This is a genomic window from Streptomyces sp. NPDC059080, assembly GCF_042739975.1.
Classification (GTDB): Bacteria; Actinomycetota; Actinomycetes; order Streptomycetales; family Streptomycetaceae; genus Streptomyces; species Streptomyces benahoarensis.
Window position 1 is genome coordinate 18,848 of record NZ_JBHYGX010000042.1, and the last position, 22,412, is coordinate 41,259.

The 22,412-nt window shown below is 74.5% G+C and carries 16 protein-coding genes; 3 read left to right on the forward strand and 13 right to left on the reverse strand.

The window, feature by feature from the left end:
• Nucleotides 1-33: 33 nt before the first annotated feature.
• Nucleotides 34-726: a metal-dependent transcriptional regulator gene (locus ACFWWQ_RS25005; RefSeq protein WP_384600191.1), complete on the reverse strand. Its 693-nt coding sequence runs from the start codon at nucleotides 724-726 to the stop codon at nucleotides 34-36.
• 262 nt (nucleotides 727-988) lie between these two features.
• On the opposite strand from ACFWWQ_RS25005, the gene ACFWWQ_RS25010 reads away from it, so the two are divergent.
• Complete coding sequence (locus tag ACFWWQ_RS25010; protein ID WP_384600263.1) at nucleotides 989-1,747, forward strand: SIS domain-containing protein; 759 nt, start codon at nucleotides 989-991, stop codon at nucleotides 1,745-1,747.
• Nucleotides 1,748-1,875: 128 nt separating this feature from the next.
• On the opposite strand, the gene ACFWWQ_RS25015 is transcribed toward ACFWWQ_RS25010, so the two are convergent.
• On the reverse strand, nucleotides 1,876-3,195 hold the full coding sequence (locus tag ACFWWQ_RS25015) for a PAS domain-containing protein (protein ID WP_384600266.1): 1,320 nt from the start codon (nucleotides 3,193-3,195) through the stop codon (nucleotides 1,876-1,878).
• Nucleotides 3,196-3,825: 630 nt separating this feature from the next.
• The gene (pdxH, locus tag ACFWWQ_RS25020) at nucleotides 3,826-4,524 is read right to left on the reverse strand and encodes a pyridoxamine 5'-phosphate oxidase (protein WP_384600194.1); all 699 of its coding nucleotides are present in this window, start codon (nucleotides 4,522-4,524) and stop codon (nucleotides 3,826-3,828) included.
• A gap of 451 nt (nucleotides 4,525-4,975) precedes the next feature.
• Between pdxH and ACFWWQ_RS25025 the strand changes: the two genes are divergently transcribed.
• Complete coding sequence (locus ACFWWQ_RS25025) at nucleotides 4,976-6,076, forward strand: citrate synthase 2 (RefSeq protein WP_384600197.1); 1,101 nt, start codon at nucleotides 4,976-4,978, stop codon at nucleotides 6,074-6,076.
• Nucleotides 6,077-6,248: 172 nt separating this feature from the next.
• Here the strand turns inward: ACFWWQ_RS25025 and ACFWWQ_RS25030 are convergent, their stop codons facing one another.
• From ACFWWQ_RS25030 to ACFWWQ_RS25070, 9 genes are all read right to left on the reverse strand, one after another.
• Nucleotides 6,249-6,863, reverse strand: coding sequence for a TetR/AcrR family transcriptional regulator (locus tag ACFWWQ_RS25030; RefSeq protein WP_384600200.1), 615 nt, complete (start codon nucleotides 6,861-6,863; stop codon nucleotides 6,249-6,251).
• A complete protein-coding gene (locus tag ACFWWQ_RS25035) occupies nucleotides 6,851-7,741 on the reverse strand; it encodes an enoyl-CoA hydratase family protein (RefSeq protein ID WP_384600203.1) in 891 nt (296 codons plus the stop codon). Before ACFWWQ_RS25035 ends, ACFWWQ_RS25030 begins: the two co-directional genes overlap by 13 nt.
• A complete protein-coding gene (locus ACFWWQ_RS25040) occupies nucleotides 7,738-9,324 on the reverse strand; it encodes an AMP-binding protein (protein ID WP_384600206.1) in 1,587 nt (528 codons plus the stop codon). The genes ACFWWQ_RS25035 and ACFWWQ_RS25040 overlap by 4 nt, the downstream gene beginning before the upstream one ends.
• Nucleotides 9,325-9,429: 105 nt before the next feature.
• On the reverse strand, nucleotides 9,430-10,605 hold the full coding sequence (locus tag ACFWWQ_RS25045; RefSeq protein WP_384600209.1) for an acyl-CoA dehydrogenase family protein: 1,176 nt from the start codon (nucleotides 10,603-10,605) through the stop codon (nucleotides 9,430-9,432).
• Nucleotides 10,606-10,796: 191 nt separating this feature from the next.
• A complete protein-coding gene (locus ACFWWQ_RS25050) occupies nucleotides 10,797-12,746 on the reverse strand; it encodes a biotin carboxylase N-terminal domain-containing protein (RefSeq protein WP_384600212.1) in 1,950 nt (649 codons plus the stop codon).
• A 21-nt stretch (nucleotides 12,747-12,767) separates the two neighbouring features.
• A complete protein-coding gene (locus ACFWWQ_RS25055) occupies nucleotides 12,768-14,366 on the reverse strand; it encodes an acyl-CoA carboxylase subunit beta (RefSeq protein WP_384600215.1) in 1,599 nt (532 codons plus the stop codon).
• Nucleotides 14,363-16,072: an acyclic terpene utilization AtuA family protein gene (locus tag ACFWWQ_RS25060; protein ID WP_384600218.1), complete on the reverse strand. Its 1,710-nt coding sequence runs from the start codon at nucleotides 16,070-16,072 to the stop codon at nucleotides 14,363-14,365. The genes ACFWWQ_RS25055 and ACFWWQ_RS25060 overlap by 4 nt, the downstream gene beginning before the upstream one ends.
• Nucleotides 16,069-16,878, reverse strand: a complete 810-nt coding sequence (locus ACFWWQ_RS25065; protein ID WP_384600221.1) for a TIGR03084 family metal-binding protein — start codon at nucleotides 16,876-16,878, stop codon at nucleotides 16,069-16,071. The genes ACFWWQ_RS25060 and ACFWWQ_RS25065 overlap by 4 nt, the downstream gene beginning before the upstream one ends.
• A gap of 398 nt (nucleotides 16,879-17,276) precedes the next feature.
• Complete coding sequence (locus ACFWWQ_RS25070; protein ID WP_384600224.1) at nucleotides 17,277-18,293, reverse strand: DMT family transporter; 1,017 nt, start codon at nucleotides 18,291-18,293, stop codon at nucleotides 17,277-17,279.
• 69 nt (nucleotides 18,294-18,362) lie between these two features.
• On the opposite strand from ACFWWQ_RS25070, the gene ACFWWQ_RS25075 reads away from it, so the two are divergent.
• Complete coding sequence (locus ACFWWQ_RS25075; protein WP_384600227.1) at nucleotides 18,363-19,229, forward strand: LysR family transcriptional regulator; 867 nt, start codon at nucleotides 18,363-18,365, stop codon at nucleotides 19,227-19,229.
• Nucleotides 19,230-19,261: 32 nt separating this feature from the next.
• Here ACFWWQ_RS25075 and ACFWWQ_RS25080 read toward each other — a convergent pair whose 3' ends face one another.
• The gene (locus ACFWWQ_RS25080; protein WP_384600230.1) at nucleotides 19,262-22,135 is read right to left on the reverse strand and encodes an FAD-binding and (Fe-S)-binding domain-containing protein; all 2,874 of its coding nucleotides are present in this window, start codon (nucleotides 22,133-22,135) and stop codon (nucleotides 19,262-19,264) included.
• Between the last annotated feature and the right edge of the window lie 277 nt (nucleotides 22,136-22,412).

The window sequence follows — 22,412 nt, forward strand, 5'->3', positions numbered from 1 at the left end:
CGCGCCGGTACCCCCGGCGCCCGGCGTGGTGGGTCAGCGCTTCGCGACGAAGACGTGGGCGGCGATCTCCGACTCCAGCTCGGCCGCCTCGCCGCTGCTGCCGACGAGGACACCGGCGGGGGCTTCGGTCACGCTGACGACCGCACCGGGCTGGACCCCGGCGCGCCGGAGCGTGTACATGAGCTGGGCGTCCGCCTGGATGGGCTCGCCGATGCGGCGGACCACGACGGTCTTGCCGTCCGGGCCGGCGTCCAGCTCGGTGAGGCTGACCATGCCGGTCTCCAGGAACGGATCGGCCTCCGCCTTCTCGCCCAGCTCCTCCAGGCCCGGGATCGGGTTGCCGTACGGCGACTCCGTCGGGTGGCGCAGCAGCTCGACGACGCGGCGCTCGACCGCCTCGCTCATCACGTGCTCCCAGCGGCACGCCTCGGCGTGCACCTGCTCCCACTCCAGCCCGATGACGTCGACGAGCAGGCATTCGGCGAGGCGGTGCTTGCGCATCACGCGCGTCGCCAGCCGACGGCCCTCCTCCGTCAGCTCCAGATGCCGGTCGCCCTCGACGGACAGCAGGCCGTCCCGCTCCATGCGCGCCACGGTCTGGCTGACCGTGGGGCCGCTCTGTTCGAGCCGCTCCGCGATCCGGGCACGCATCGGGACCACACCTTCCTCTTCGAGTTCGAGGATGGTGCGGAGATACATCTCCGTGGTGTCGATCAGTCCGGACATGCGTGCCCCTAGCTGTGTCGTGCGGGTGGCCCTGGATTCAATTCTGACGCATCCCACCGACAACGGCGCCGCCTCCGCCCGCGGCGGCTGCCGCCCGGGGCCGTACACAAGCCGTCCGGGGGCTGTCGCGTCGGCCGTATTGACAGCGCACTGGTCCAGACCGCAACGTGATCCGCGCCACGGCCGCCCCCCGTCCGGCGCGCTCGCGCCCGGACCGGGGCGAGGGGAATCCATGAGCAGCGATGAGGGGGAGACCGCGGGAATGGCTGAGAGCGACCGGCTTGCCGGGCAGTACTTCGATGCCGCGATCGAGCTGTTGCGGCAGGCGCGTGACGACGGGGGTCCCGCCATCGCCGCCGCCGGGCGGCTGATCGCCGATACCGTCGAGGCGGGCGGACGGGTCTTCTCGTTCGGCGCCGGGCACTCCTCGCTGCCCGCGCAGGACACCGTCTACCGGGCGGGCGGCCTCGCGATCATGAACCTGCTGTCCGTGCCGGGGGTGGTGGGCGTGGACGTCCGGCCCGCGACGCTCGGCAGCGCGCTGGAGCGGGTCGACGGGCTGGCCGCCGCGGTGCTGGACACCAGCCCGCTGCGGGCCGGTGACGTGCTGGTGATCATCTCGCTCTCCGGGCGGAACGCACTGCCCGTCGAGATGGCGATGAACGCGCGGGCGCTCGGCATAAAGGTCATCGGCCTGACGTCGGTCGCCTACGCGGACGCCACCTCCTCCCGGCACGTCTCGGGCACCTTCCTCAAGGACCACTGCGACCTGGTGCTCGACAGCCGTATCCCGATGGGCGACGCGGAGCTGCGGCTCCCGGGGACCGACGCACCGTTCGCGCCCGCCTCCACCGTCGTCACCAGCGCGATCATGCAGGCGGCGGTGGCGACGGCCGCCGGTGCGCTGGCCGAGCGGGGCATCGAACCGCCGCTGCTGCGGTCGGGCAACGTCGACGGCGGCCACGAGTGGAACGGCCGGGTGATGCGGGAGTACGCGGACCGGATCTTCTACCGGCAGTGACCCGGATACGGCGGCAGTGACCCGGATACGCCGGCGGTGCCCCGGATACGCCGGAAGCGGACCGCTCCCGGTGGCGGTGGACCGACGCCCCCGGGGAGCAGCACCCGCCACCGGGTGTCGACCCCCGTTCAGCCGTCGGACGAAGCCGCCAGGTCCAGGGCCGCCGCGATCCGGGCGGCGACCTCCTCCGCGTAGGCGGCGTCGGCGCGGTCGAAGGGGCGGCGGGCCGGGGTGCGCAGGAAGGTCGCGACGCCGAGGGTGCGGGCGCGGCTGCGCAACACCACGCAGAGCCCGTGGACCGTGCCGTCCGGCCACCGGCGGGCCGCCGCCCAGCCGTCGTCGCCGGCCGCCCCCACGCTCGTCCGTACCGAGCCGCCGCGCGCGTAGGCCTGGCGGGCCGGGTGCCCGGCGGCGTACGCGACGGGGACCGCGGACGGCTGCGGCGTCGCGCAGGGGCCGGGGGATCCCGCGGGCGAGGCGAGGGCCCGCCGCAGGCGTACGGAGGCGGCGTCGTCCTGGGCGGCGCCGTCCCCGCCGGCTCCCCCGTCGCCGCCGTCCCGGCCGGGCGCAGGTGTGACGACGTCGACCAGGGCGTGGTCGGCGAAGCCCGCCAAGGCGTAGTCGAGGTGGACGGCGGCCGCCTCCCGCGGGTCGGGGCAGTCGGCGGCGGCGCGGCCCGCGCGGTGCAGCTGCTGGGTGCGGAAGCGGAGCAGCGCGCCGTCCTGTTCGGCCTGTTTGGCGTCGGTGACGTCCTGGAAGAGCCAGGCGACGCCGAGCGGTGCCGGTTCCTCGGAGAGCGGGGAGGTGAGGCGGACGAAGCCGCTCCGCCAGCAGCGGCGGGGGCGTACGGCGTCGGGGGCGCGCAGCGTCACCCACAGATCGCTCAGTCCGGGCGGCTCGCCCTCCGCCAGGACGTGCTGGAGCACCGCCTCCACCTCCTCGGCGCCCTGGTCCAGCAGATCGCCGAGGGTGCGGCCGAGAAGCGCGTCCCGGCCGGATTCCAGGGCGCGGGCGGCGGGGGCGTTGACGACGGCGGGTCGCAGATCGGCGTCGACGAGGACCACACCCCAGGGCGCGTCGTCGCCGAGCGCCTCGCTCAGGGCGAGGGAGCGTTCCAGTCCGATCTGGGCGTGTACGGCGGTGAACACGCAGTAGACCCCGGCGGCCCGGCCGTCGGGGCCGGGGACGACGGAGGTCTGGCCGCGGACCAGGACGCGGCGGCCGTCCTTGGTGAGCAGGGCGTAGTCGTGCACCTGACGGCCGGGGGCGCGCAGCGCGGCGAGGAGGGCGGACTCGGTGGCGTCCGCGTCCTCGCCGCGGACCGCCCAGCCGGTCAGCCCGCGGCGGCCGACGGCCTCGGCGGCGGGCCAGCCCAGGAGCTGTTCGGCCTCGTGGTTCCAGTGGGTGACCGTGCCGTCCGCGGCGAGGGCGAGGAGAGCGGCGTCCATGCCGTCGAGGAGGGCGGCGAGCAGCCCGGTGTCCCCGGCGGGCGCGACCGGGCCGGGCGGCGCGGCGGCCGGGGCCGGGGTGTGTTCCGCCGAGGAACCGTACGAAGCGGAGCCGTACGAAGCGGCCACTGGAACCCCCTACGGACGCGGTGGCGCGTGCTGGACCTGGGCACATTCAACTCGAACGTGACGCAGCACACACCCCCTTCGCGGAAATCCCGGGGCCGTTCGCGCCGTAGGGCCGCCCCGGGACGACGCCGGCGTCCCGGGGGCCGCAGCCGCCCCGGGCGTCGCGGGAATTAATTCGCTTGTACGGGGCGGGGCCCCTTTCTAGGCTGGTGTGCACACGAGAAGGGAGGTGGTTCGGCAGATGATTTCGTACCGGACGCGTGAGGTGACTGCGGCCTAGGCCGCCGCTTCACACCCAGTGCAGCGCCGGCCCGCGCATACTGCAGATGCGCCGTCGGCCAATCCCAGCAGTCACCCGACCCGTGGGCCCCCGGTTCGTCCGACCGGTCGCCGTGCCACCCGGCGCGGCGGAAGCGGCCCACGGGTCGTCTGCGTTCTCCGGGCCCCGCGCGGGGTCTTTTCCTTGTACGCGGGCCCTTTTCGGGGATCAGGTCGTCCGGCTCACGGCGCGAGGCGTTCCACGGTCCAGCCGGTGGTGGCGCGGACATAGCGGAGGCGGTCGTGGAGGCGGTTCTCGCGGCCCTGCCAGAACTCGACGGTTTCGGCGGTGACGCGGTAGCCACCCCAGTGGGGCGGCGCCGGGACCTGCTCGCCCTCGGGGTAGCGAGCTGCCAACGCGTCGTAGGCGCCCTCCAGTTCGGCGCGGGAGGCGATCGGCGCGGACTGGTCGCTGGCCCAGGCGCCGAGTTGGGAGCCGTGCGGGCGGGAGCGGAAGTAGGCGGCGGTCTCGTCGCGGCCGATGCGGGCGGCGGTGCCGGTGACGATGACCTGACGGGCCAGCGGATGCCAGGGGAAGAGCAGCGCCAGGTGCGGGTTCTCGGCGAGGTCGCGGCCCTTGCGGCTGGTGTAGTTGGTGAAGAACACGAAGCCGCGGTCGTCGAATGCCTTCAGCAGCACCGTCCGTGAGCTGGGGCGGCCTGCGGCGTCGGCGGTCGAGACGACCATGGCGTTGGGCTCGTGGATCCCGGCCGCGGCGGCTTCCTTGAACCAGCGCGCGAACTGTGCGTACGGCTCGGCCGCCAGCTCGGTCTCGGTCAGCCCCTCGGCGCGGTAATGGGCGCGCATCGACGAGGGATCGAGGGTTTCGTGGGCATCGGGGGAAGGCGCGTCGGCGGAGTGCACGGCCTCATCTTGCAGCATCGGCCCACGCGGGGGCAGGGCGCGGGCCGGGAAGTCTGCCCGTCGTCGCCCGGACGTAACCCTCTCGTAGGCGAATCGACCAGTGTGCCGGACGTCACGCTTCCTTGCAGATGGGGAAAGCACCAAACTTGCGGGTCGGTGCAGTGTGGGGTTCGTACATCGGCGACCATCGTGTCCGGACCGCCGGACCGACGGACCGACGGGCCCCCGCCGTCCATCGCCGGGGCCGCGCGTCCCGCGGACCGCGCAGCGCACCACCCGTACCGCGTCCGAGGGCCGTCCACCCCGGGCGGGAAACCGCATCACCATGCCCTAGCGAGGCATCCGGTGACCGGCGCGGACCGCGAGCTGCCGGGCGCAGCCGCGGAACCGTTCCGGCGCCGCACACCGAGCCGACCGCACGGCAACCGGTCACCGACCGTGGGCCGTCCGTACCTTGAGGAGTCGCCAGATGTCCGCATTCGTACCCGGACTTGAGGGTGTCGTCGCGTTCGAGACGGAGATCGCCGAACCGGACAAGGAGGGCGGCGCGCTGCGCTACCGCGGCGTCGACATCGAAGACCTCGTCGGCAGCGTGTCGTTCGGGAAGGTGTGGGGTCTGCTGGTGGACGGGGCGTTCGACCCTGGGCTGCCGCCGGCCGAGCCGTTCCCGATCCCGGTGCACTCCGGGGACATCCGCGTAGATGTGCAGTCGGCGCTGTCGATGCTGGCGCCGGTGTGGGGGCTCAGACCGCTGCTGGACATCGACGAGCGGACGGCGCGCGACGATCTGGCGCGCGCCGCGGTGATGGCGCTGTCGTACGTGGCGCAGTCGGCGCGCGGGCAGGGGCTGCCGATGGTGCCGCAGCGGGAGATCGACACGGCGGAGACCGTCGTGGAGCGGTTCATGCGGCGCTGGCGCGGGGAGCCGGATCCCCGGCATGTCGCGGCGGTCGACGCGTACTGGACGTCGGCGGCGGAGCACGGCATGAACGCGTCGACGTTCACCGCTCGGGTCATCGCGTCGACCGGCGCGGATGTGGCGGCGGCGCTGTCGGGGGCGGTCGGCGCGATGTCGGGGCCGCTGCACGGCGGGGCGCCGTCGCGGGTGCTCGGCATGATCGAGGAGATCGAGCGGACCGGCGACGCGGCGGCGTACGTCCGCAAGGCCCTGGACAAGGGGGAGCGGCTGATGGGCTTCGGGCACCGCGTCTACCGGGCCGAGGACCCGCGGGCGCGGGTGCTGCGGCGGACCGCGAAGGAGCTGGGCGCGCCCCGCTTCGAGGTGGCCGAGGCGCTGGAGAAGGCGGCGCTGGAGGAGCTGCACAACCGGCGTCCGGACCGGGTGCTGGCGACGAATGTGGAGTTCTGGGCGGCGATCACGCTGGACTTCGCGGAGGTCCCGGCGCACATGTTCACCTCAATGTTCACCTGTGCGCGCACGGCCGGGTGGAGCGCGCACATCCTGGAGCAGAAGCGCACCGGACGGCTGGTGCGGCCGTCGGCCCGGTACGTGGGGCCCGCGGCGCGGGATCCGCGGGAGATCTCGGGGTTCGACACGGCGGCGCACTGAGGGAGCCCGTAGGGCAAGCCCCTGGGGCACGTCCCGCAGGGGCGATGCCTTAAGGCACTTCCCGTAGGGGCCTGCCCCAAGGGCCGCGGCCCGTACGGGCGTCCTCTACGGCCACGCGGCGGGCCGCACGCCGGGACGGCTCCCGGTGTGCGGGCCGCCGCGTGGCATCGGCTCAGTCCAGCGCCGCGTCCAGCAGCCCGGCCCACTGGTCGACGACCCGTTCCCGCCGCACCGTGTCATCGCTGAGCAGGGTCGCCAGGCCCAGGCCGCGGGCCATGTCCAGCAGGCCCTGGACGGTTTCGCGGACGCCGGGGACGGATTCGTCGACGCCGAGCAGGTCGACGGCGGTGCGGTGGGACTCCCGGCCGACCCGTGCCTCCAACTCCGTGACGCGGGCGCGGAGTTGGTCCTCGTAGGAGGCGGCGACCCACAGGTGGAGGGCGGCGCGGAAGAGCGGGCCGGTGTAGAGGTCGACGACGGCGGCGACGACGGCGCGGCGGTCGGTGGCGGCGCCGGTGCCCGCCGGGAAGAGGTCACGCAGCGCCTGCGAGCGTTCCTCGGCGACGTGCTCGACGGCGGCGGTGAACAGGTCCTCGCGGGTGGGGAAGTGGTGCTGGGCGGCGCCGCGGGAGACCCCGGCGCGTTCGGCGACGACGGCGACGGTGGAGCCCGCCCAGCCATGTTCGGCCAGGCAGGCCACCGCCGCCTCCAGCAGGCCGCGGCGGGTGGCCCGGCTGCGTTCCTGCTGGGGGGCCTTGGCGGTGCGGGCGGTGTTCACCGTGCCCATCGCGGGGCCCTTCGCTCCAGGAAGGCGGTCATGCCCTCGCGCGCCTCGGCGGAGGCGAAGAGCCGTGCGGACTCGGCGGCAAGCCGCTCGGTGTCGCGGTCGAAGGTGCGCAGTACCTCGGCGGTGACCAGCGCCTTCGAGGCGGCGAGGCCCTGCGGGGAGCCCTGGCGCAGGCCGTCGAGCAGGGGGGCGAGGGCGGCGTCGACGTCGTCGGCGGCGAGGGTGACCAGGCCGATGCGGGCGGCCTCGGCGGCGTCGAACCGTTCGCCGGTGAGGTAGTAGCGCCCGGCGGCGCGCGCGTCGAGGCGGGGCAGCAGCGGCATCGAGATGACGGCCGGGGCGAGTCCGAGGCGCGCCTCGGTGAAGGCGAAGGTGGCGCCGGGCCCGGCCACCGCTATGTCGCAGGCGCCGAGCAGCCCGGTGCCCCCGGCGCGGACGTGCCCGGTGACGCGGGCGACGACCGGCTTGGGCAGCTCCACGACCTGGCGCAGCAGCCGGGTCAGGCCCAGCGGCGCGTCGGTCGGGGCGCCGCCGGTCGCCTCGGTGAGGTCGGCTCCGGCGCAGAAGGTGGTGCCGGTGTGGGTGAGGACGACGGCGCGGGCGGCGTCGTCGGCGGCGGCCGCGGCGAGGGCGGCGTGCAGCTCGCCGACGAGGCGGACGGAGAGCGCGTTGCGGTTGCGGGGGGAGTCCAGCGTGAGGGTGGTGACGCCCCGGTCGTGGGCGGTGCGGACGAGCGAGCCACCCGTGACGCCCCGGTCGTGGGCGGTGTGGACGAGCGAGCCACCCGTGACGCCCTGGTCGTGGGCGGTGTGGACGAGCGGGGCGGCGCCGTCCAGGGGCGCGGCGCCGTGGGGGGTGCCTGGCGTGGTGTCGGTCATCGGGCCGTGGAACTCCTTTCCCTGGCGCGCAGTTCGCGCCGCAGGATCTTGCCGGTCACCGCGCGCGGCACCGTATCGGTGAACTCCACGCGGCGCACCCGCTTGTACGGGGCGACTCGTCCGGCAACGTACGTGAGAACGTCGTCCGCGCCGAGGGCGGCCCCCGGGCGGCGGACGACGTACGCCTTGGGGATCTCGTTGCCGTCGGTGTCGGTGACGCCGATGACGGCGGCGTCGGCGATGTCGTCGTGGGCGAGCAGCAACGCCTCCAGGTCTGCGGGGGCGACCTGGTAACCCTTGTACTTGATCAGCTCCTTGACGCGGTCGACGACGTAGAGCCAGCCGTCGGCGTCGATCCGGCCGATGTCGCCGGTGTGCAGCCAGCCGTCGGCGTCGATCAGGGCGTCGGTGGCCTCGGGGCGGCCGAGGTAACCCTTCATCACCTGCGGGCCGCGCAGCACGATCTCGCCGTCCTCGCCGGGCGGCAGGTCCGCGCCGGTGGTGAGCGACACCAGCCGCATCTCGGTGCCGGGCAGCAGACGCCCGACGGTGCCGGCCGGGGCCTCGGCGCCGGGCGGCACGAGGTGGCTGGCGGGCGAGAGTTCGGTCATGCCGTACGCCTGGAGGACGGCCGTCAGGCCCAGGCGGCGGGCGCAGGCGTCGGCGAGCGCGGCGTCCAGCGGCGCGGCGGCGCAGATCAGGTACTTCAGGGAGGAGAGGTCGTAGCGGTCCACCAGGGGGTGTTTGGCGAGGGCGAGGACCATCGGGGGCGCGGCGTAGACGGCGGTGACGCGGTACCGCTGGAGCGCGTCGAGGAAATGTTCCAGGTCGAAGCGGGACAGCACGACGACGGTGGCGCCGGTGCGCAGCGGGGCGTTCATCAGGGCGGTGAGGCCGTACATGTGGAAGAACGGCAGCACGGCGAGGACACGGTCGTCGGGTCCGCTGCTGAGGAACGCGTCGAGCTGGGCGAGGTTGGTGGCGACGGAGCGGTGGGTGAGCATCACGCCCTTGGGGGTGCCGGTGGTGCCGGAGGAGTACGGCAGGACGGCGAGGTCGGCGGCGGGGTCGAGGGCGACGTCCGGCTCCGGGGCGGTGGTGTCGGCGAGGTCGAGGACGGAGCGGTGGCCGTCGGCGCGGTCGCTCACCAGGATCTCGGCGATGCCGCCGGCTCTCCGGGCGGCGTCCCGGGCGGTGTCGAGGAGGGCGGCGACGGTGACGATGCGGCGGGCCCCGGAGTCGGCGAGCTGGGTGGCGAACTCCTCGGCGGTGGCGAGCGGGTGGACGGTGGTGACGGCCGCGCCGCAGCGCCAGGCGGCGTAGCAGACGACGGGGAAGAGGACGCTGTTCGGGCTGTGCAGGGCGAGGACGTCGCCCTTGGCGAGACCGGCCGCGGCGAGCCCGGCGGCGAGGCGGCGGCTGAGGTGGTCGAGGCGGGCGTAGCCGAGGGTGGTGCCGTCGGTGGCGTCGATCAGGGCGGGGTGGTCGCCCCGGGCGACGGCACCGGCCAGGACGTAGGAGTGAACCGGCTCGCTGACGGGGGTGAGCGGGGGGTGGTCGCTGTGGAACACGTGGGATGCCATGCCGGGGATTCCTTCCGTGGCGGAGCGCGGCGCGGGCGTGTGTGGGGGGCGCTTCGCGCCGCGCTCGGGGAGGGGTGGTCCTGCGGTCCCCCGGTGCGCGCGGACTCAGTAGGACTTGGGGAGGCCCAGCGTCTGGTGGGAGACGTAGTTCAGGATCATCTCCCGGCTGACGGGGGCGATCCGCGCGACGCGGGCGGCGGTGATGAGGGACGCGAGGCCGTACTCGTGGGTGAGGCCGTTGCCGCCGAGGGTGTGCACGGCCTGGTCGACGGCGCGGACGGCGGCTTCCCCGGCGGCGTACTTCGCCATGTTGGCGGCTTCCCCGGCGCCGAGGTCGTCCCCCGCGTCGTAGAGGTGGGCGGCCTTCTGCGTCATCAGGCGGGCGCACTCCAGGTCGATATGGGCCTGGGCGAGGGGGTGGGCGATGGCCTGGTGGGCGCCGATGGGGTCCTTCCAGACCTGCCGGGTGCGGGCGTAGTCGACGGCGCGTTCGAGGGCGTAGCGGCCCATGCCGAGGGCGAACGCGGCGGTCATGATGCGTTCCGGGTTGAGCCCGGCGAAGAGCTGGAGGAGTCCGGCGTCCTCGTCGCCGACGAGCGCGTCGGCGGGCAGCCGGACGTCGTCAAGGACCAGCTCGAACTGCTTCTCCGGGGCGGCGAGTTCCATCGGGATGGGGCTGCGGCCGAAGCCGGGCGCGTCGCGCGGGACAAGGAAGAGACAGGGCTTCAGGCGACCCGTACGGGCGTCCTCGGTGCGGCCGACGATGAGGGTGGCGTCGGCGATGTCGACGCCGGAGACGAAGACCTTGCGGCCGGTGAGTATCCAGTCGGTGCCGTCGCGGCGGGCGGTGGTGGTGATGCGGTGGGAGTTGGATCCGGCGTCCGGTTCGGTGATGCCGAAGGCCATGGTGCGGCTGCCGTCGGCGAGCCCCGGCAGCCAGGCACGTTTCTGCTCGTCGGTGCCGAAGCGGGCGATGACGGTGCCGCAGATGGCCGGGGAGACGACCATCATCAGCAGCGGGCAGCCCGCGGCACCCAACTCTTCGAGTACGAGGGAGAGTTCGACGATTCCGCCGCCTCCGCCGCCGTACTCCTCGGGGAGGTTGACGCCGAGGTAGCCGAGCCCGGCGGCCTCCGCCCAGAGTTCGTCGGTGTGACGGCCCTCGGCGACGACGCGGGTGAAGTACTCCCGGCCGTACCGCTTGCCGAGCGCGGCGACGGCGGCGCGCAGGGCGCACTGTTCCTCGGTCTCGATCACGGAGTTGCGCAGGGCGGTGCTCATGGCGGCTCCCTCTGTGCGGTGGGTGACGTGCGAGATACGTGAGACGTGAGACGTGAGACGTATGGGGTGTGGAATGTGAGGTGTGAGGTGTGGGGTGTGGGGTGTGGGGTGTACGAGATGCGACGAGATGCGACGAGATACGGGGCCCGGCCGGGCGCGGGTGCAGGCCCGGCCGGGCATCCGCGCGCACCTCAATCCGCCACGACCGCGAGCAGCGCACCGACCTCGACCTGCATGCCGACGCTCACCGGCAGGCTGGTCAGCGTCCCGGCGGCCGGTGCGGTGACGGTGTGTTCCATCTTCATCGCCTCCAGCCAGAGCAGCGGCGTTCCGGCCTCGACCCGGTCGCCCTCGGTGAGGCCGGGGGCGAGGCGGACAACGGTGCCGGGCATCGGTGCGAGCAGGGAACCGGGTTCGGTGCGGTCGGCGGGGTCGGGGAAGCGGGGCAGCGCGGTGAAGGCGTGGCCGCCGGTGGCGGTGTCGACGTGGACCCGGTCGCCGTAGCGGGCCACGGCGAACTCCCGCCGCAGCCCGTCCACGTCGAGGACCGCGCCGTCCGCCGTGTGCTCCAGCAGCCGTACGCCGGGGAAGCCCTCGGCGTGCAGCGTGCCGCGCACCAGGCGGTAGCGGATCTCGTACGTCTCACCGCCCGGCCCGTCCGCCGCGTACGTCTTGACCTGCGGCTGTGAGGGGACGTTGCGGAAGCCGCCGAAGCGGGAGCGGCCGTGGGAACCGGCGAGCGCGGCGGCGAGCGCGGCGAGGCGGACGCGGGCCTCGTACGCCGCGTCGCGGGCGGTCAGTTCGGCGAGGTGGCGGTCGTAGAAGCCGGTGTCGAGGCCGTCGGTGGTGGCGAAGGCGGGGTGACGCAGGGAGCGGACCAGCAGGTCGCGGTTGGTGACCGGGCCGTGGACGTGGGTGCGTTCGAGGGCGTGGGCGAGGCGGCGGACGGCCTCGGCGCGGGTCGGTGCCCAGGCGATGACCTTGGCGAGCATCGGATCGTAGTGCGCGGTGATCGTGGAGCCGTCGGTGACGCCGGAGTCGAGACGGACGGCGCCGGGCACGGCGAGGCGGTGCAGCGGGCCGGTGCCGGGCCGCCAGCCGGCCGCCGGGTCCTCGGCGTAGAGGCGGGCCTCGACGGCGTGGCCGCGGGGCAGCGGCGGCGCGGCGTCCAGCGGGCGGCCCTCGGCGACGGAGAGTTGGAGGGCGACGAGGTCGAGGCGGTAGATCTCCTCGGTGACGGGGTGTTCGACCTGGAGGCGGGTGTTCATCTCCAGGAAGTGGGCGCGGCCGTCGGCGGAGACGAGGAATTCGACGGTTCCGGCGCCGCGGTAGCCGATGGCGCGGGCGGCGCGGGCGGCGGCCTCGTGCAGCGTGGTGCGCAGCCCGTCGGAGAGCCCGGGGGCGGGCGCCTCCTCGATGACCTTCTGGTGGCGGCGCTGGAGGGAGCAGTCGCGGGTGCCGAGGGTCCAGACGCCGCCGTGCGCGTCGGCGAGGATCTGCACCTCGACGTGGCGGCCGCCGGTGACGTACGGCTCGACGAAGACCTCGCCGTCCCCGAATGCGGCGGCGGCCTCCGCCCGCGCCGCCGCCAACTCTCCTTCCAGTGCGGAGAGTTCCGTGACCAGTCGCATCCCGCGTCCGCCGCCGCCGGACGCCGCCTTGACCAGCAGCGGGAGGTCAGCCTCGGTGGCGGAGGCCGGATCGACGGGTTCGAGCAGCGGGACCCCGGCCGCCGCCATCAGCTCCTTGGCACGGGTCTTGGACGCCATCACCTCGATCACCTCGGGCGGCGGGCCGATCCAGGTCAGCCCGGCGTCGGTGACGGCGGCGGCGAACGCGGCGTTCTCGGAGAGGAAGCCGTAGCCGGGGTGGACGGCGTCGGCACCCGCGTCGAGGGCGGCTTTCACGATCAGGTCGCCGCGCAGATAGGTGTCGGCGGGGGCATCGCCCGGCAGTCGGACGGCGGTGTCGGCCTCGCGGACGTGCGGGGCGTGGGCGTCGGTGTCGGAGTGCACGGCGACGGTGGCCAGGCCCAGTTCCCGGCAGGTGCGGAAGACTCGGCGCGCGATCTCACCGCGGTTGGCGACGAGAACGCCCGAAAGAGTGAGGGACGAAGGGGGCGTTGGGGTCCGATCGGTCATTGCTGCCTCACCTCTCACCTCTCACATCCGGAAGACGCCGAAGCCGCCGCGCGTGCCCTCGACGGGCGCGGTGTGCACGGCGGACAGGCACAGGCCGAGAACGGTGCGGGTGTCGCGGGGGTCGATGACGCCGTCGTCGTAGAGCCGCCCGGAGAGGAAGAGCGGCAGCGACTCCGCCTCGATCTGCTGCTCGACCATCGCCCGCAGCCCGGCGTCGGCCTCGTCGTCGTAGGGCTGGCCCTTCGCGGCGGCGGAGGCGCGGGCGACAATCGACAGGACCCCTGCGAGTTGTTGCGGGCCCATGACGGCGGATTTGGCGGTGGGCCAGCTGAAGAGGAAGCGGGGGTCGTAGGCGCGTCCGCACATGCCGTAGTGGCCGGCACCGTACGAGGCGCCCATCAGGACGGAGAGGTGCGGCACCTGCGAGTTGGAGACGGCGTTGATCATCATCGCGCCGTGCTTGATGATCCCGCCCTGCTCGTACTCCTTGCCGACCATGTAGCCGGTGGTGTTGTGGAGGAAGAGGAGCGGGATGTCGCGCTGGTTGGCGAGCTGGATGAACTGGGCGGCCTTCTGGGACTCCTCGCTGAAGAGCACGCCGCGGGCGTTGGCGAGGATGCCGACGGGATAGCCGTGCAGCGTGGCCCAGCCGCAGGTCAGGCTGGTGCCGTAGAGCGGTTTGAAGGCGTCGAAGTCGGAGCCGTCGACGATCCGGGCGATGACCTCGCCGGGATCGAAGGGCGCCTTGAGGTCGCCGGGGACGATGCCGAGCAGTTCCTCGGCGTCGTACTTCGGGGGCGGCGCGGGCGCCGGATCGGGGTGCGCCTTGCGCCGGTTGAGGCGGGCGACGACCCGGCGGGCCTGGCGCAGCGCGTCCGGTTCGTCGAGCGCGAGGTGGTCGGCGAGTCCGGAGGTGCGGGCGTGCATCTCGGCGCCGCCCAGCGATTCGTCGTCGCTCTCCTCGCCGGTGGCCATCTTCACCAGCGGCGGCCCGCCGAGGAACACCTTGGCGCGCTCCTTGACCATGATCACGTGGTCGGACATGCCGGGGACGTACGCGCCACCCGCGGTGGAGTTGCCGAAGACCACGGCGACGGTCGGGATCCCGGCGGCGGAGAGCCGGGTGAGGTCCTTGAAGAGCGCCCCGCCCGGGATGAAGATCTCCTTCTGGCTCGGCAGATCGGCGCCGCCGGACTCGACGAGCGAGATCACCGGGAGCCGGTTGGCGTACGCGATCTCGTGGGCGCGCAGCGCCTTCTTCAGCGTCCAGGGGTTGGAGGCGCCGCCGCGCACCGTCGGGTCGTTGGCGGTGATCAGGCACTCCACGCCCTCGACCACGCCGATACCGGTGACCAGCGCGGCACCGACCGCATAGTCGCTGCCCCAGGCGGCGAGCGGCGACAGCTCCAGGAACGGCGTGTCCGGGTCGAGCAGCAGCTCGATGCGTTCGCGGGCGGGCAACTTGCCGCGCTTCCGGTGGCGGGTGAGGTACTTCTCGCCGCCGCCCGCCAGTGCCTGCCCGTGCGCCTCCTCGACCTCCGCGAGCTTCGCCAGCATCTCCGCACGCCGCTGCGCGTACGCGGCGCCGGCCGTGTCGAGTGCGGTCGCCAGGACGCTCATAGCAGTACCTCCGGTATCTCCAGGTGCCGGGAGCGCAGCCACTCCCCCACCGCCTTGGCCTGCGGATCGAAACGGGCCTGTGCGGCGACGCCGTCGCCCAGCAGCCCCTCGACCACGAAATTCAGCGACCGGAGCCCCGGCAGCAGATGCCGGTCGATGGTCAACTCACCTGTTTCTGGAAGGAGTTCACGGAATTTCTCGACGGTCAGTGTGTGCGCGAGCCACCGCCACGCCGTCTCCGTCCGGGCCCATACGCCGACGTTCGCGGAGCCGCCCTTGTCGCCGCTGCGGGCGCCGCAGACCGCGCCGAGCGGCGCCCGGCGGACCGGCAGCCCGGCGTCCAGCGGCGCGGGCGGCTCCGGGTCGGGCAGCCGGACCAGCTCCCGGGTGGCGGCGGGCGGCGCCACCGCGTGCCGGGTCCCGTCGGGCAGCACGGCCGTATGCGCCGCCTCCGCGCGGTCCACGGCCACCGCCTCGAAGACGCCGTACGGGGCGCCCTTGCCGGGCGGCGCGGTGACGTGGAAGCCGGGGTAGCTGCCCAGCGCCAGTTCGACGGCGGCGCCGCTGACCGCCCGGCCGACGGCCGTCTCGTCCGGGTCGCGGACGACGAGCCGCAGCAGCGCGCTCGCCTCCTCCTGGACCGCCGCGTCGGCGTGATCGGTGCGCGCCAGCGTCCACCGCACCTCGGCGGGCCGGATGCCCGCCGCCTCGAACGCCGCCGCCATCTGCCCGCGCACCAGCGCCGCCTTGGCCTCGACGTCCAGCCCGGTCAGGACGAAGGTGACCTCGTTGCGCCAGCCGCCGAGCCGGGTCAGCCCCGCCTTCAGCGCGGGCGGCGGGGCCTCGCCGCGCACCCCGTCGATCCGCACCCGGTCGGGCCCGGCACCGTGCAGCCGTACGGTGTCGAGCCGGGCGGTGACGTCCGGTCCGGCGTAGCGGGCGCCGTCGGTCTCGTAGAGGAGTTGGGCGGTGACGGTGCCGGTGGTGACGGCGCCGCCGGTGCCGGGGTGTTTGGTGATGACGGCGGTGCCGTCGGCGGCGATCTCGGCGAGCGGGAAGCCGGGGCGGCGCACGTCGTGCTCGCCGAAGAAGCTGTAGTTGCCGCCGGTGGCCTGGGTGCCGCACTCCAGGACGTGCCCGGCGACGACCGCCCCGGCCAGCGCGTCCAGGTCGCCGGGCCCCCACCCGAAGTGGGCCGCCGCGGCACCGCTGACCAGCGCGGCATCGGTGACCCGCCCGGTCACCACCACGTCGGCGCCGGCCCGCAGACACGCCGCGATGCCGTCGCCGCCGAGGTAGGCATTGGCGGTGAGCACCCCGTCGCCCCACCGGGCGCGGTCCCCGGCGGCCAGCAGATCGTCCCCCTCGACGTGCGCGACCCGTACGGGCACGCCGACCCGGTCCGCCAGCTCCCGTACGGCGTCGGCGAGTCCGGCCGGGTTGAGGCCCCCGGCGTTGGTGACGATCTTGACCCCGCGCTCGGCGGCGAGCCCGAGGCCGTCCTCCAGCTGCCGCAGGAAGGTCGTGGCGTAGCCGCGCTTCGGGTCCTTCAACCGGTCGCGGCCGAGGATCAGCATGGTCAGCTCGGCGAGATAGTCGCCGGTCAGGACGGAGAGCGGGCCACCGGTGAGCATCGTGCGCAGCGCGTCGAACCGGTCGCCGTAGAAGCCGGAGGCGTTGCCGATCCGCAGTACCTCCCCGCTCATCCGGCCGCTCCCCCGCCCTTGCCGGACGGCGCCCGGCCCGGTCCCGGCGGGCCCGCGAACGCCTGGGCGATGTCCAGCCAGCGGTCCGCGTCGGCGCCCTCGGCGCGCAGGGTCGGCAGGTCGTCGCGGTGCGCCCGCTGCGTCACCAGCAGGCAGAACTCCAGCGCGTCGCCGGTGACCCGCTGCCCGGCGTCGACCGGCCCGTACGTCCACGACGCGCCGTCGGGCGCCCGCAGCTCGACGCGGAACTCCTCGCCAGGAGGCGGGAGTTGACGTGCGGCGTACGCGAAGTTCCGCGCCCGGACGCCGATCCGGGCGACGTGGTGCAGCCGGGCGGTGGGCGTCCGGACGACGCCGAGCGCGTCGGCGATGTCCTGGCCGTGCGCCCAGGTCTCCATCAGCCGCCCGGTCGCCATCGACGCGACGCTCATCGGCGGCCCGAACCACGCCAGCTTCGTCCCGTCCGGCACCGCCCGCAGCGCCGCCAGCAGCGCCTCGCGCCCGGCCCGCCACCCGGCGAGCAGCGCGGCGGGCTCCTGCCGCGCGCCCTCCGCCGCGCCCTCGTCGACGAAGGTGTCCGGCGCCGCGAGGGCATGCGCGACGGCGCGCGCGAAGGCGTCCGGGTCGGTCGCGGCGGCGAGCGCCTGCCGGTCGGTCCAGGCGAGGTGGGCGATCTGGTGCGCGATGCGCCACCCGGCGGCGGGCGTCGGGTCCGCCCACCGCGCGGCGGGCAGATCCGCCACCAGCGCGTCCACCTCCTCGCTCTCGTCCCTGAGATCCGCCAGTACGGCGCCGGGATCGGCCACGCGACACTCCCTCCCCGGCCCGCCCACGGACGGACCCGGATCAGCTGCCTTGCCTGCGGTGTGTGTGCCTTGCTGACGTGTTTCGCGTACGCACCCGGGGAGCGCCGGAGTCCGGCCCGTGCGGCGGGCCCGTGGTGCGGTCCGAGCGTGGCAGCACCCGGAGAAACAATCAAGCACGCCTGCATGGTTTTTGGCCGGGCGGACGGGGCGCCCCGGAGCGCGCACGGCGCGGGCCCACGGGCCGGATACGGCAACGGGGCGTGGGACCGCGTGCGGGGCGTGCGGGCCCACCCCGCGCGCCGGGCGTAAGGCCACGGGCCGCGAGCCGCCCGGCCGGATACGGCAACGAGGCGCGAGCCGTCCGGCCCGCGCCCCGCACTTCGTGGAAGACGACCAGGTCAGCCGCGCGGATCCCCCGCGCTGAGCACCGCGCCCACGCTCGCGACGACGACCAGGCCGATGGCGACGATCTCCGCCCAGCCCAGTGCCTGATGGAGGACGAGGAACCCGGCGGCGGCCGCGGCGGCCGGCTCCAGGCTCATCATGACGGCGAAGCCGGACGCCGGGAGCTTGCGCAGGGCGAGGAGTTCGAGGGTGTACGGCAGCACCGACGACATCAGGGCGACGGCGGCGCCCAGCCCGAGGGTGACCGGGTCGAGCAGCGCGCGCCCGGCGGTCGCGATGCCCAGCGGCAGGCTGAGCAGCGCCGCGGCGGTCATCGCCAGCGCCAGCCCGTCCGCCTGCGGGAAGCGCTGTCCGGCCCGCGCCGACAGCAGGATGTACGCGGCCCACAGCCCGCCCGCGGCCAGCGCGCACGCGGCTCCGGCGAGGTTCAGCCCGTCAAAACCCTCGCGCCCCAGCAGCACCACGCCGCCGAGGGCCAGCATCGCCCACACCACACTCAGCAGCCGCCGGGAGGTGGCGACCGACAGGATCAGCGGGCCCAGGAACTCCAGGGTGACCGCCGCGCCCAGCGGGATGCGGTCGATCGCCTGGTAGATGAAGGAGTTCATCCCGGCCAGCGCGATACCGAAGCCGACGACGGTGGCCCAGTCGCCGCGCCCGTAACCGCGCAGCTTCGGGCGGCAGGCGATCAGCAGCACCAGGGACGCCACGACCAGCCGCAGCGTGACGACGCCCAGCGCCCCGGTGCGCGGGAAGAGCAGCACCGCGACCGACGAGCCGAACTGCAGCGAGACGATCCCGCCGATCACCAGCGCCACCGACACGAACCGGCCGCGCGCCCCGCCCGCGCCGCCGCCCGCCGCCTCGGCCGCGGCGACCTCCGGCGAGGGCGGGACGGGGTGCGGGACGCCCGCCGGGCCCGGGGCCGTCGGATCGGGGCGCGATACGGCGGTGGACGGAGTGGTGGCGGGCACGGCGGCCCCGTCGGGACGGGGGGACGAGGAGTTCACGTCACCACGCTAAGGCCCGCCGATCCGGTCCGTGAAATGCCGTTTTTCCTGTTGTTATGCTCCGCGCGCATGAGCATCGAGCTGCGTCACTTCCGCTGCTTTCTCGCCATCGCCGACACCCTCAGCGTCACCCGCGCCGCCGAACGGCTGCATCTGACGCAGCCCGCCGTCTCGCGCACCCTGCGCCAGCTGGAGCAGGAGCTGGGCATCCGCCTCGTCGACCGCTCCACCCACCATCTGGCGCTCACCCCCGAGGGCCTGCGCTTCCGTGAACAGGCCGCCCTCGCGACCGCCGCCTTCGACCGGGCGCTCCGCCTCGCCCGGGGCGCCGCCTGGCCGCTGCGGCTGGGCCACGCCTGGTCGGCGGCGGGCCCGTACACCCCGCGGCTGCTGCGCCGCTGGCACGAGGAGCATCCGGACACGCCGCTGGAACTCCTGCGGATCGACGACCGTACGGCGGGGCTGGCGCGCGGCGACGTGGACGCGGCGCTGCTGCGCGGCGAGGTCCGCACCCCCGGGCTCGTCACCGAACTGCTGCTCACCGAGGAGCGGGTGGCGGGCCTCGCCGCCGACGACCCGCTCGCCGCCCGTCCGCACCTCTCCCTCACCGACCTCGCGGACCGCACCCTCGCCCTGAACACCGTCTCCGGCACCACCACCCTCGACCTGTGGCCCCCGCACGCCCGGCCCGCGTCCACCGTGACCCTCGGCAACACCGACGACTGGCTGGCCGCGATCACCGGCGGCCGTGCGGTCGGCGTCACCACCACCGCGACCGCCCGGATGCACCCGCTGCCCACCATGGCGTACGTCCCGCTGACCGACGCCCCACCGGTCCCGGTCGTCCTCGCCTGGCGCGACGAACCGGGGCATCCGGCCCTGGCGGATCTGTGGCGGCTGGCCCGGGAGGTGCTGCGGGAGGGGGAAAGCGGCTGACCCCCGGGCCGATGCCGAGGCGGCCTGCGCCGTTACGCGGGCGGGACGCCCCCGTCGCGCTCCGCCCCGTCCAGCCCCTCGGCCAGCGCCTCCGCAAGATGACGGCCGGGGCGCGGCCCGAGCTGGGCGAGCTGCGTCCGGCAGGAGAACCCGTCGGCGACGACCTCCGCGCCGGGCGGTGCGTCCCGTACCGCGGGCAGCAGTTGTTCCTCGGCGCAGGCGACGGAGACGTCCCAGTGGCCGTCCTCGAAGCCGAAGTTCCCGGCCAGACCGCAGCAGCCGCCGCTGAGCACCCCGGTCAGGCCCGCCTTCTCGCGCAGCCGCCGGTCGGCCGCGTCGCCGAGGACGGCGTGCTGGTGGCAGTGGGTCTGCCCGACGACCGGCCGGTCCAGGCGCGGCGGCCGCCAGTCGGGAGCCCGTTCCTCCAGTGCCTCCGCGAAGGTCCGTACGGACGCGGCGAGCGCGGCGGCCCGCGGGTCGTCCGGCAGCAGCTCCGGCAGGTCGGTGCGGAGGGTGGCGGCGCAGCTCGGTTCGAGGACGACGAGCGGGTGGCCGTCGGCCCGTTCCATCCGGTCCAGGGTGCGGCGCATGACCTTCCGCGCGGTATCGAGCTGACCGGTCGAGACGTACGTCAGCCCGCAGCAGACGCCGGGCCCCGGCATCGCGATCTGCTGCCCCGCGGCCTCCAGCACGCGGACGGCGGCCCGGCCGACCTGCGGGGCGAGGTAGGTGGTGAAGGTGTCGGGCCACAGCACGACGGTCCGCGCGGCGTCCAGCGGCGCCGCCCGCTCGCGGCTGCGCCGGGCGAACCACCGGGTGAACGGTTCCGCCGCCAGCTCCGGGATCTCCCGCTGCGGCGCGATGCCGCCGAGCCGTTTGCCGAGGGCGCCGAGCGGGGTGCGGGCCGCGGCGTTGAACAGCGGCGCGAACGGGGCGGCGGCCCGCAGCCACCGGGGCAGCCGCCCCATGCTGTAGTGCGCGGCGGGCCGCACCCGCCCCGCGTAGTGGTGGTGCAGGAACTCCGCCTTGTACGTGGCCATGTCGACGCCGACCGGACAGTCGCTGCGGCACCCCTTGCACGACAGGCACAGATCGAGCGCGTCACGGACCTCCGGCGACCGCCAGCCGTCGGTCACGACCTCCCCGGCCAGCATCTCGTGCAGCAACCGGGCCCGCCCCCGGGTGGAGTGCTGCTCCTCACCGGTCGCCCGGAACGACGGACACATCACCTCCGACGAGCCCGGCGCGACCCGCTCCGTACGACACCGGGCCACGCCCACGCACCGCCGCACGGCGGCCGAGAAGTCCCCGCCGTCCTGCGGATACCCGAACTCCACCGGCACCGGCCCGCGCGGCAGCACATCGAAGCGCAGGTTCTCGTCGAGCCGCGCGGGCCGCACCAGCATCCCCGGATTGAGCCCGTCTGCCGGATCCCACAGCGCCTTGAACTCCTCGAAGACACCGACGAGTTCGCTCCCGTACATCCGCGGCAACAACTCGGCACGGGCCTGCCCGTCCCCGTGCTCCCCGGAGAGGGACCCACCCTGCGCGACAACGAGGTCCGCGAGGTCACCGGAGAACGCCCGAAAGCGGCGAATGCCCTCCTGACTCAGCAGATCGAAATCAATCCGGACGTGAACGCAACCGTCCCCGAAGTGGCCGTACGGCGTGCCGCGCAGCCCGTGCTGGGCGAGGAGGGCGCGGAAGTCCCGCAGATACGGGCCGAGCCGGGCGGGCGGCACCGCGCAGTCCTCCCAGCCGGGCCACGCCTCACTGCCGTCCCGCATCCGCGTCGCCGTACCGGAGGCGTCCTCCCGCACCCGCCACAGCGCGCGCTGCCCCGCCGGATCGGCGACGACGGTGTGCCCGGTGGTCTCCCCGCCCGCCGCCCGGCAGATCTCCTCGGCCCGCGCCACGGCCTCCGCCGGGCTCGCCCCGCCGGTCTCCACGAACAGCCAGGCGCCGCCCTTGGGCAGCCCGGTGGCGTCCCCCACCAGATCGGCGGCCATGCCCTCGACGGTCAACGGCCCGTACGGCAGCAGCGTGTGGGCGGCGTCGGCGGCCCCGGACTCGTCCGCGTACCCGAGCACGGCCAGCGCCCGCGTCAGCGGCGCCTCAACCAGCCGCACGGTCGCCTCGGTCAGTACCCCGAGGGTGCCCTCGCTGCCGGTCAGCGCCCGCGCCAGATCCGTCCCGTTCTCGGGCAGCAGCGCGTCCAGCGCGTAGCCGGAGATCCGCCGCGGAAGCTCGGGATAGCCGGTCCGCAGCAGGGCCAACTCCCGCCCGATCAGCGTCCGTACGCCATCCGCCAGGCGGGGCGGCAGTCCGGTCGGCGCGCCCGTCGCGTCCGCGCCGCGCCCGGCGCGGACCTCCTCCCCCGCGTACGTCAGCAGCGACAGCTCCTCGACGTTGTCGGCGGTGGTGCCCCAGGCGACCGAGTGCGACCCGCACGAATTGTTCCCGATCATGCCGCCGACGGTGCAGCGGCTGTGGGTGGACGGGTCCGGGCCGAAGGTCAGCCCGTGGCGGGCGGCGGCGGCCCGCAGGTCGTCGCAGATCACGCCCGGCTCAACGGTGGCGGTCCGCGCCTCCGGGTCGATGTCGCCGATGCCGCGCAGATGCCGGGTGAAGTCGAGCACCACGCCGACGCCGGTGGCCTGCCCGGCGATGCTGGTCCCGCCACCCCGCGGCACAACGGGCACCCCCCGCTCCCGGCACACCCGCAACGCCGCCGCCACATCCGCCGCATCCCGGGGCGCCACCACCGCCTCCGGAACCCGCCGGTAATTCGACGCGTCCATCGTCACCAGCGCCCGGTCGGCGGCGGCCCCGGAAACCTCGCCCCGCACCACCCCCGCCAACTCCCGCACCAGATCCTGCCGCTGTTTCTCCGTACGTTCAGGCATGGGGGCAGCCTGCCCAGGGGGAGGCCGGTTCGCGCGTTGCGGCGTGGCCGGGTGGGGCGGATGGGGGGGGCGGACGGCGTAGTGGGTGGTCCTGTGGCGGGGACGCCGGACGGCACGGACGTCGGCTCAGGTATCGCAGGGTACGGCTGGAGCGAACCATCGAGGGCGGGTGGGCAAACAGGCGAAACTCCTGGCGGACACGGGTGATCTTGATCGAGAACCCGTCCACCAGGAGCTTCGTCGTTGCGCAGGCGTGCCCACCTCGCGGTCAACACCG

Excerpts from the sequence above, each read along its gene's own strand:
- ACFWWQ_RS25005 (WP_384600191.1), bottom strand. The coding sequence starts at position 726 with ATGTCCGGACTGATCGACACCACGGAGATGTATCTCCGCACCATCCTC.
- ACFWWQ_RS25010 (WP_384600263.1), top strand. The coding sequence starts at position 989 with ATGGCTGAGAGCGACCGGCTTGCCGGGCAGTACTTCGATGCCGCGATC.
- ACFWWQ_RS25015 (WP_384600266.1), bottom strand. The coding sequence starts at position 3,195 with ATGGACGCCGCTCTCCTCGCCCTCGCCGCGGACGGCACGGTCACCCAC.
- pdxH (WP_384600194.1), bottom strand. The coding sequence starts at position 4,524 with ATGCTGCAAGATGAGGCCGTGCACTCCGCCGACGCGCCTTCCCCCGAT.
- ACFWWQ_RS25025 (WP_384600197.1), top strand. The coding sequence starts at position 4,976 with ATGTCCGCATTCGTACCCGGACTTGAGGGTGTCGTCGCGTTCGAGACG.
- ACFWWQ_RS25030 (WP_384600200.1), bottom strand. The coding sequence starts at position 6,863 with ATGGGCACGGTGAACACCGCCCGCACCGCCAAGGCCCCCCAGCAGGAA.
- ACFWWQ_RS25035 (WP_384600203.1), bottom strand. The coding sequence starts at position 7,741 with ATGACCGACACCACGCCAGGCACCCCCCACGGCGCCGCGCCCCTGGAC.
- ACFWWQ_RS25040 (WP_384600206.1), bottom strand. The coding sequence starts at position 9,324 with ATGGCATCCCACGTGTTCCACAGCGACCACCCCCCGCTCACCCCCGTC.
- ACFWWQ_RS25045 (WP_384600209.1), bottom strand. The coding sequence starts at position 10,605 with ATGAGCACCGCCCTGCGCAACTCCGTGATCGAGACCGAGGAACAGTGC.
- ACFWWQ_RS25050 (WP_384600212.1), bottom strand. The coding sequence starts at position 12,746 with ATGACCGATCGGACCCCAACGCCCCCTTCGTCCCTCACTCTTTCGGGC.
- ACFWWQ_RS25055 (WP_384600215.1), bottom strand. The coding sequence starts at position 14,366 with ATGAGCGTCCTGGCGACCGCACTCGACACGGCCGGCGCCGCGTACGCG.
- ACFWWQ_RS25060 (WP_384600218.1), bottom strand. The coding sequence starts at position 16,072 with ATGAGCGGGGAGGTACTGCGGATCGGCAACGCCTCCGGCTTCTACGGC.
- ACFWWQ_RS25075 (WP_384600227.1), top strand. The coding sequence starts at position 18,363 with ATGAGCATCGAGCTGCGTCACTTCCGCTGCTTTCTCGCCATCGCCGAC.
- ACFWWQ_RS25080 (WP_384600230.1), bottom strand. The coding sequence starts at position 22,135 with ATGCCTGAACGTACGGAGAAACAGCGGCAGGATCTGGTGCGGGAGTTG.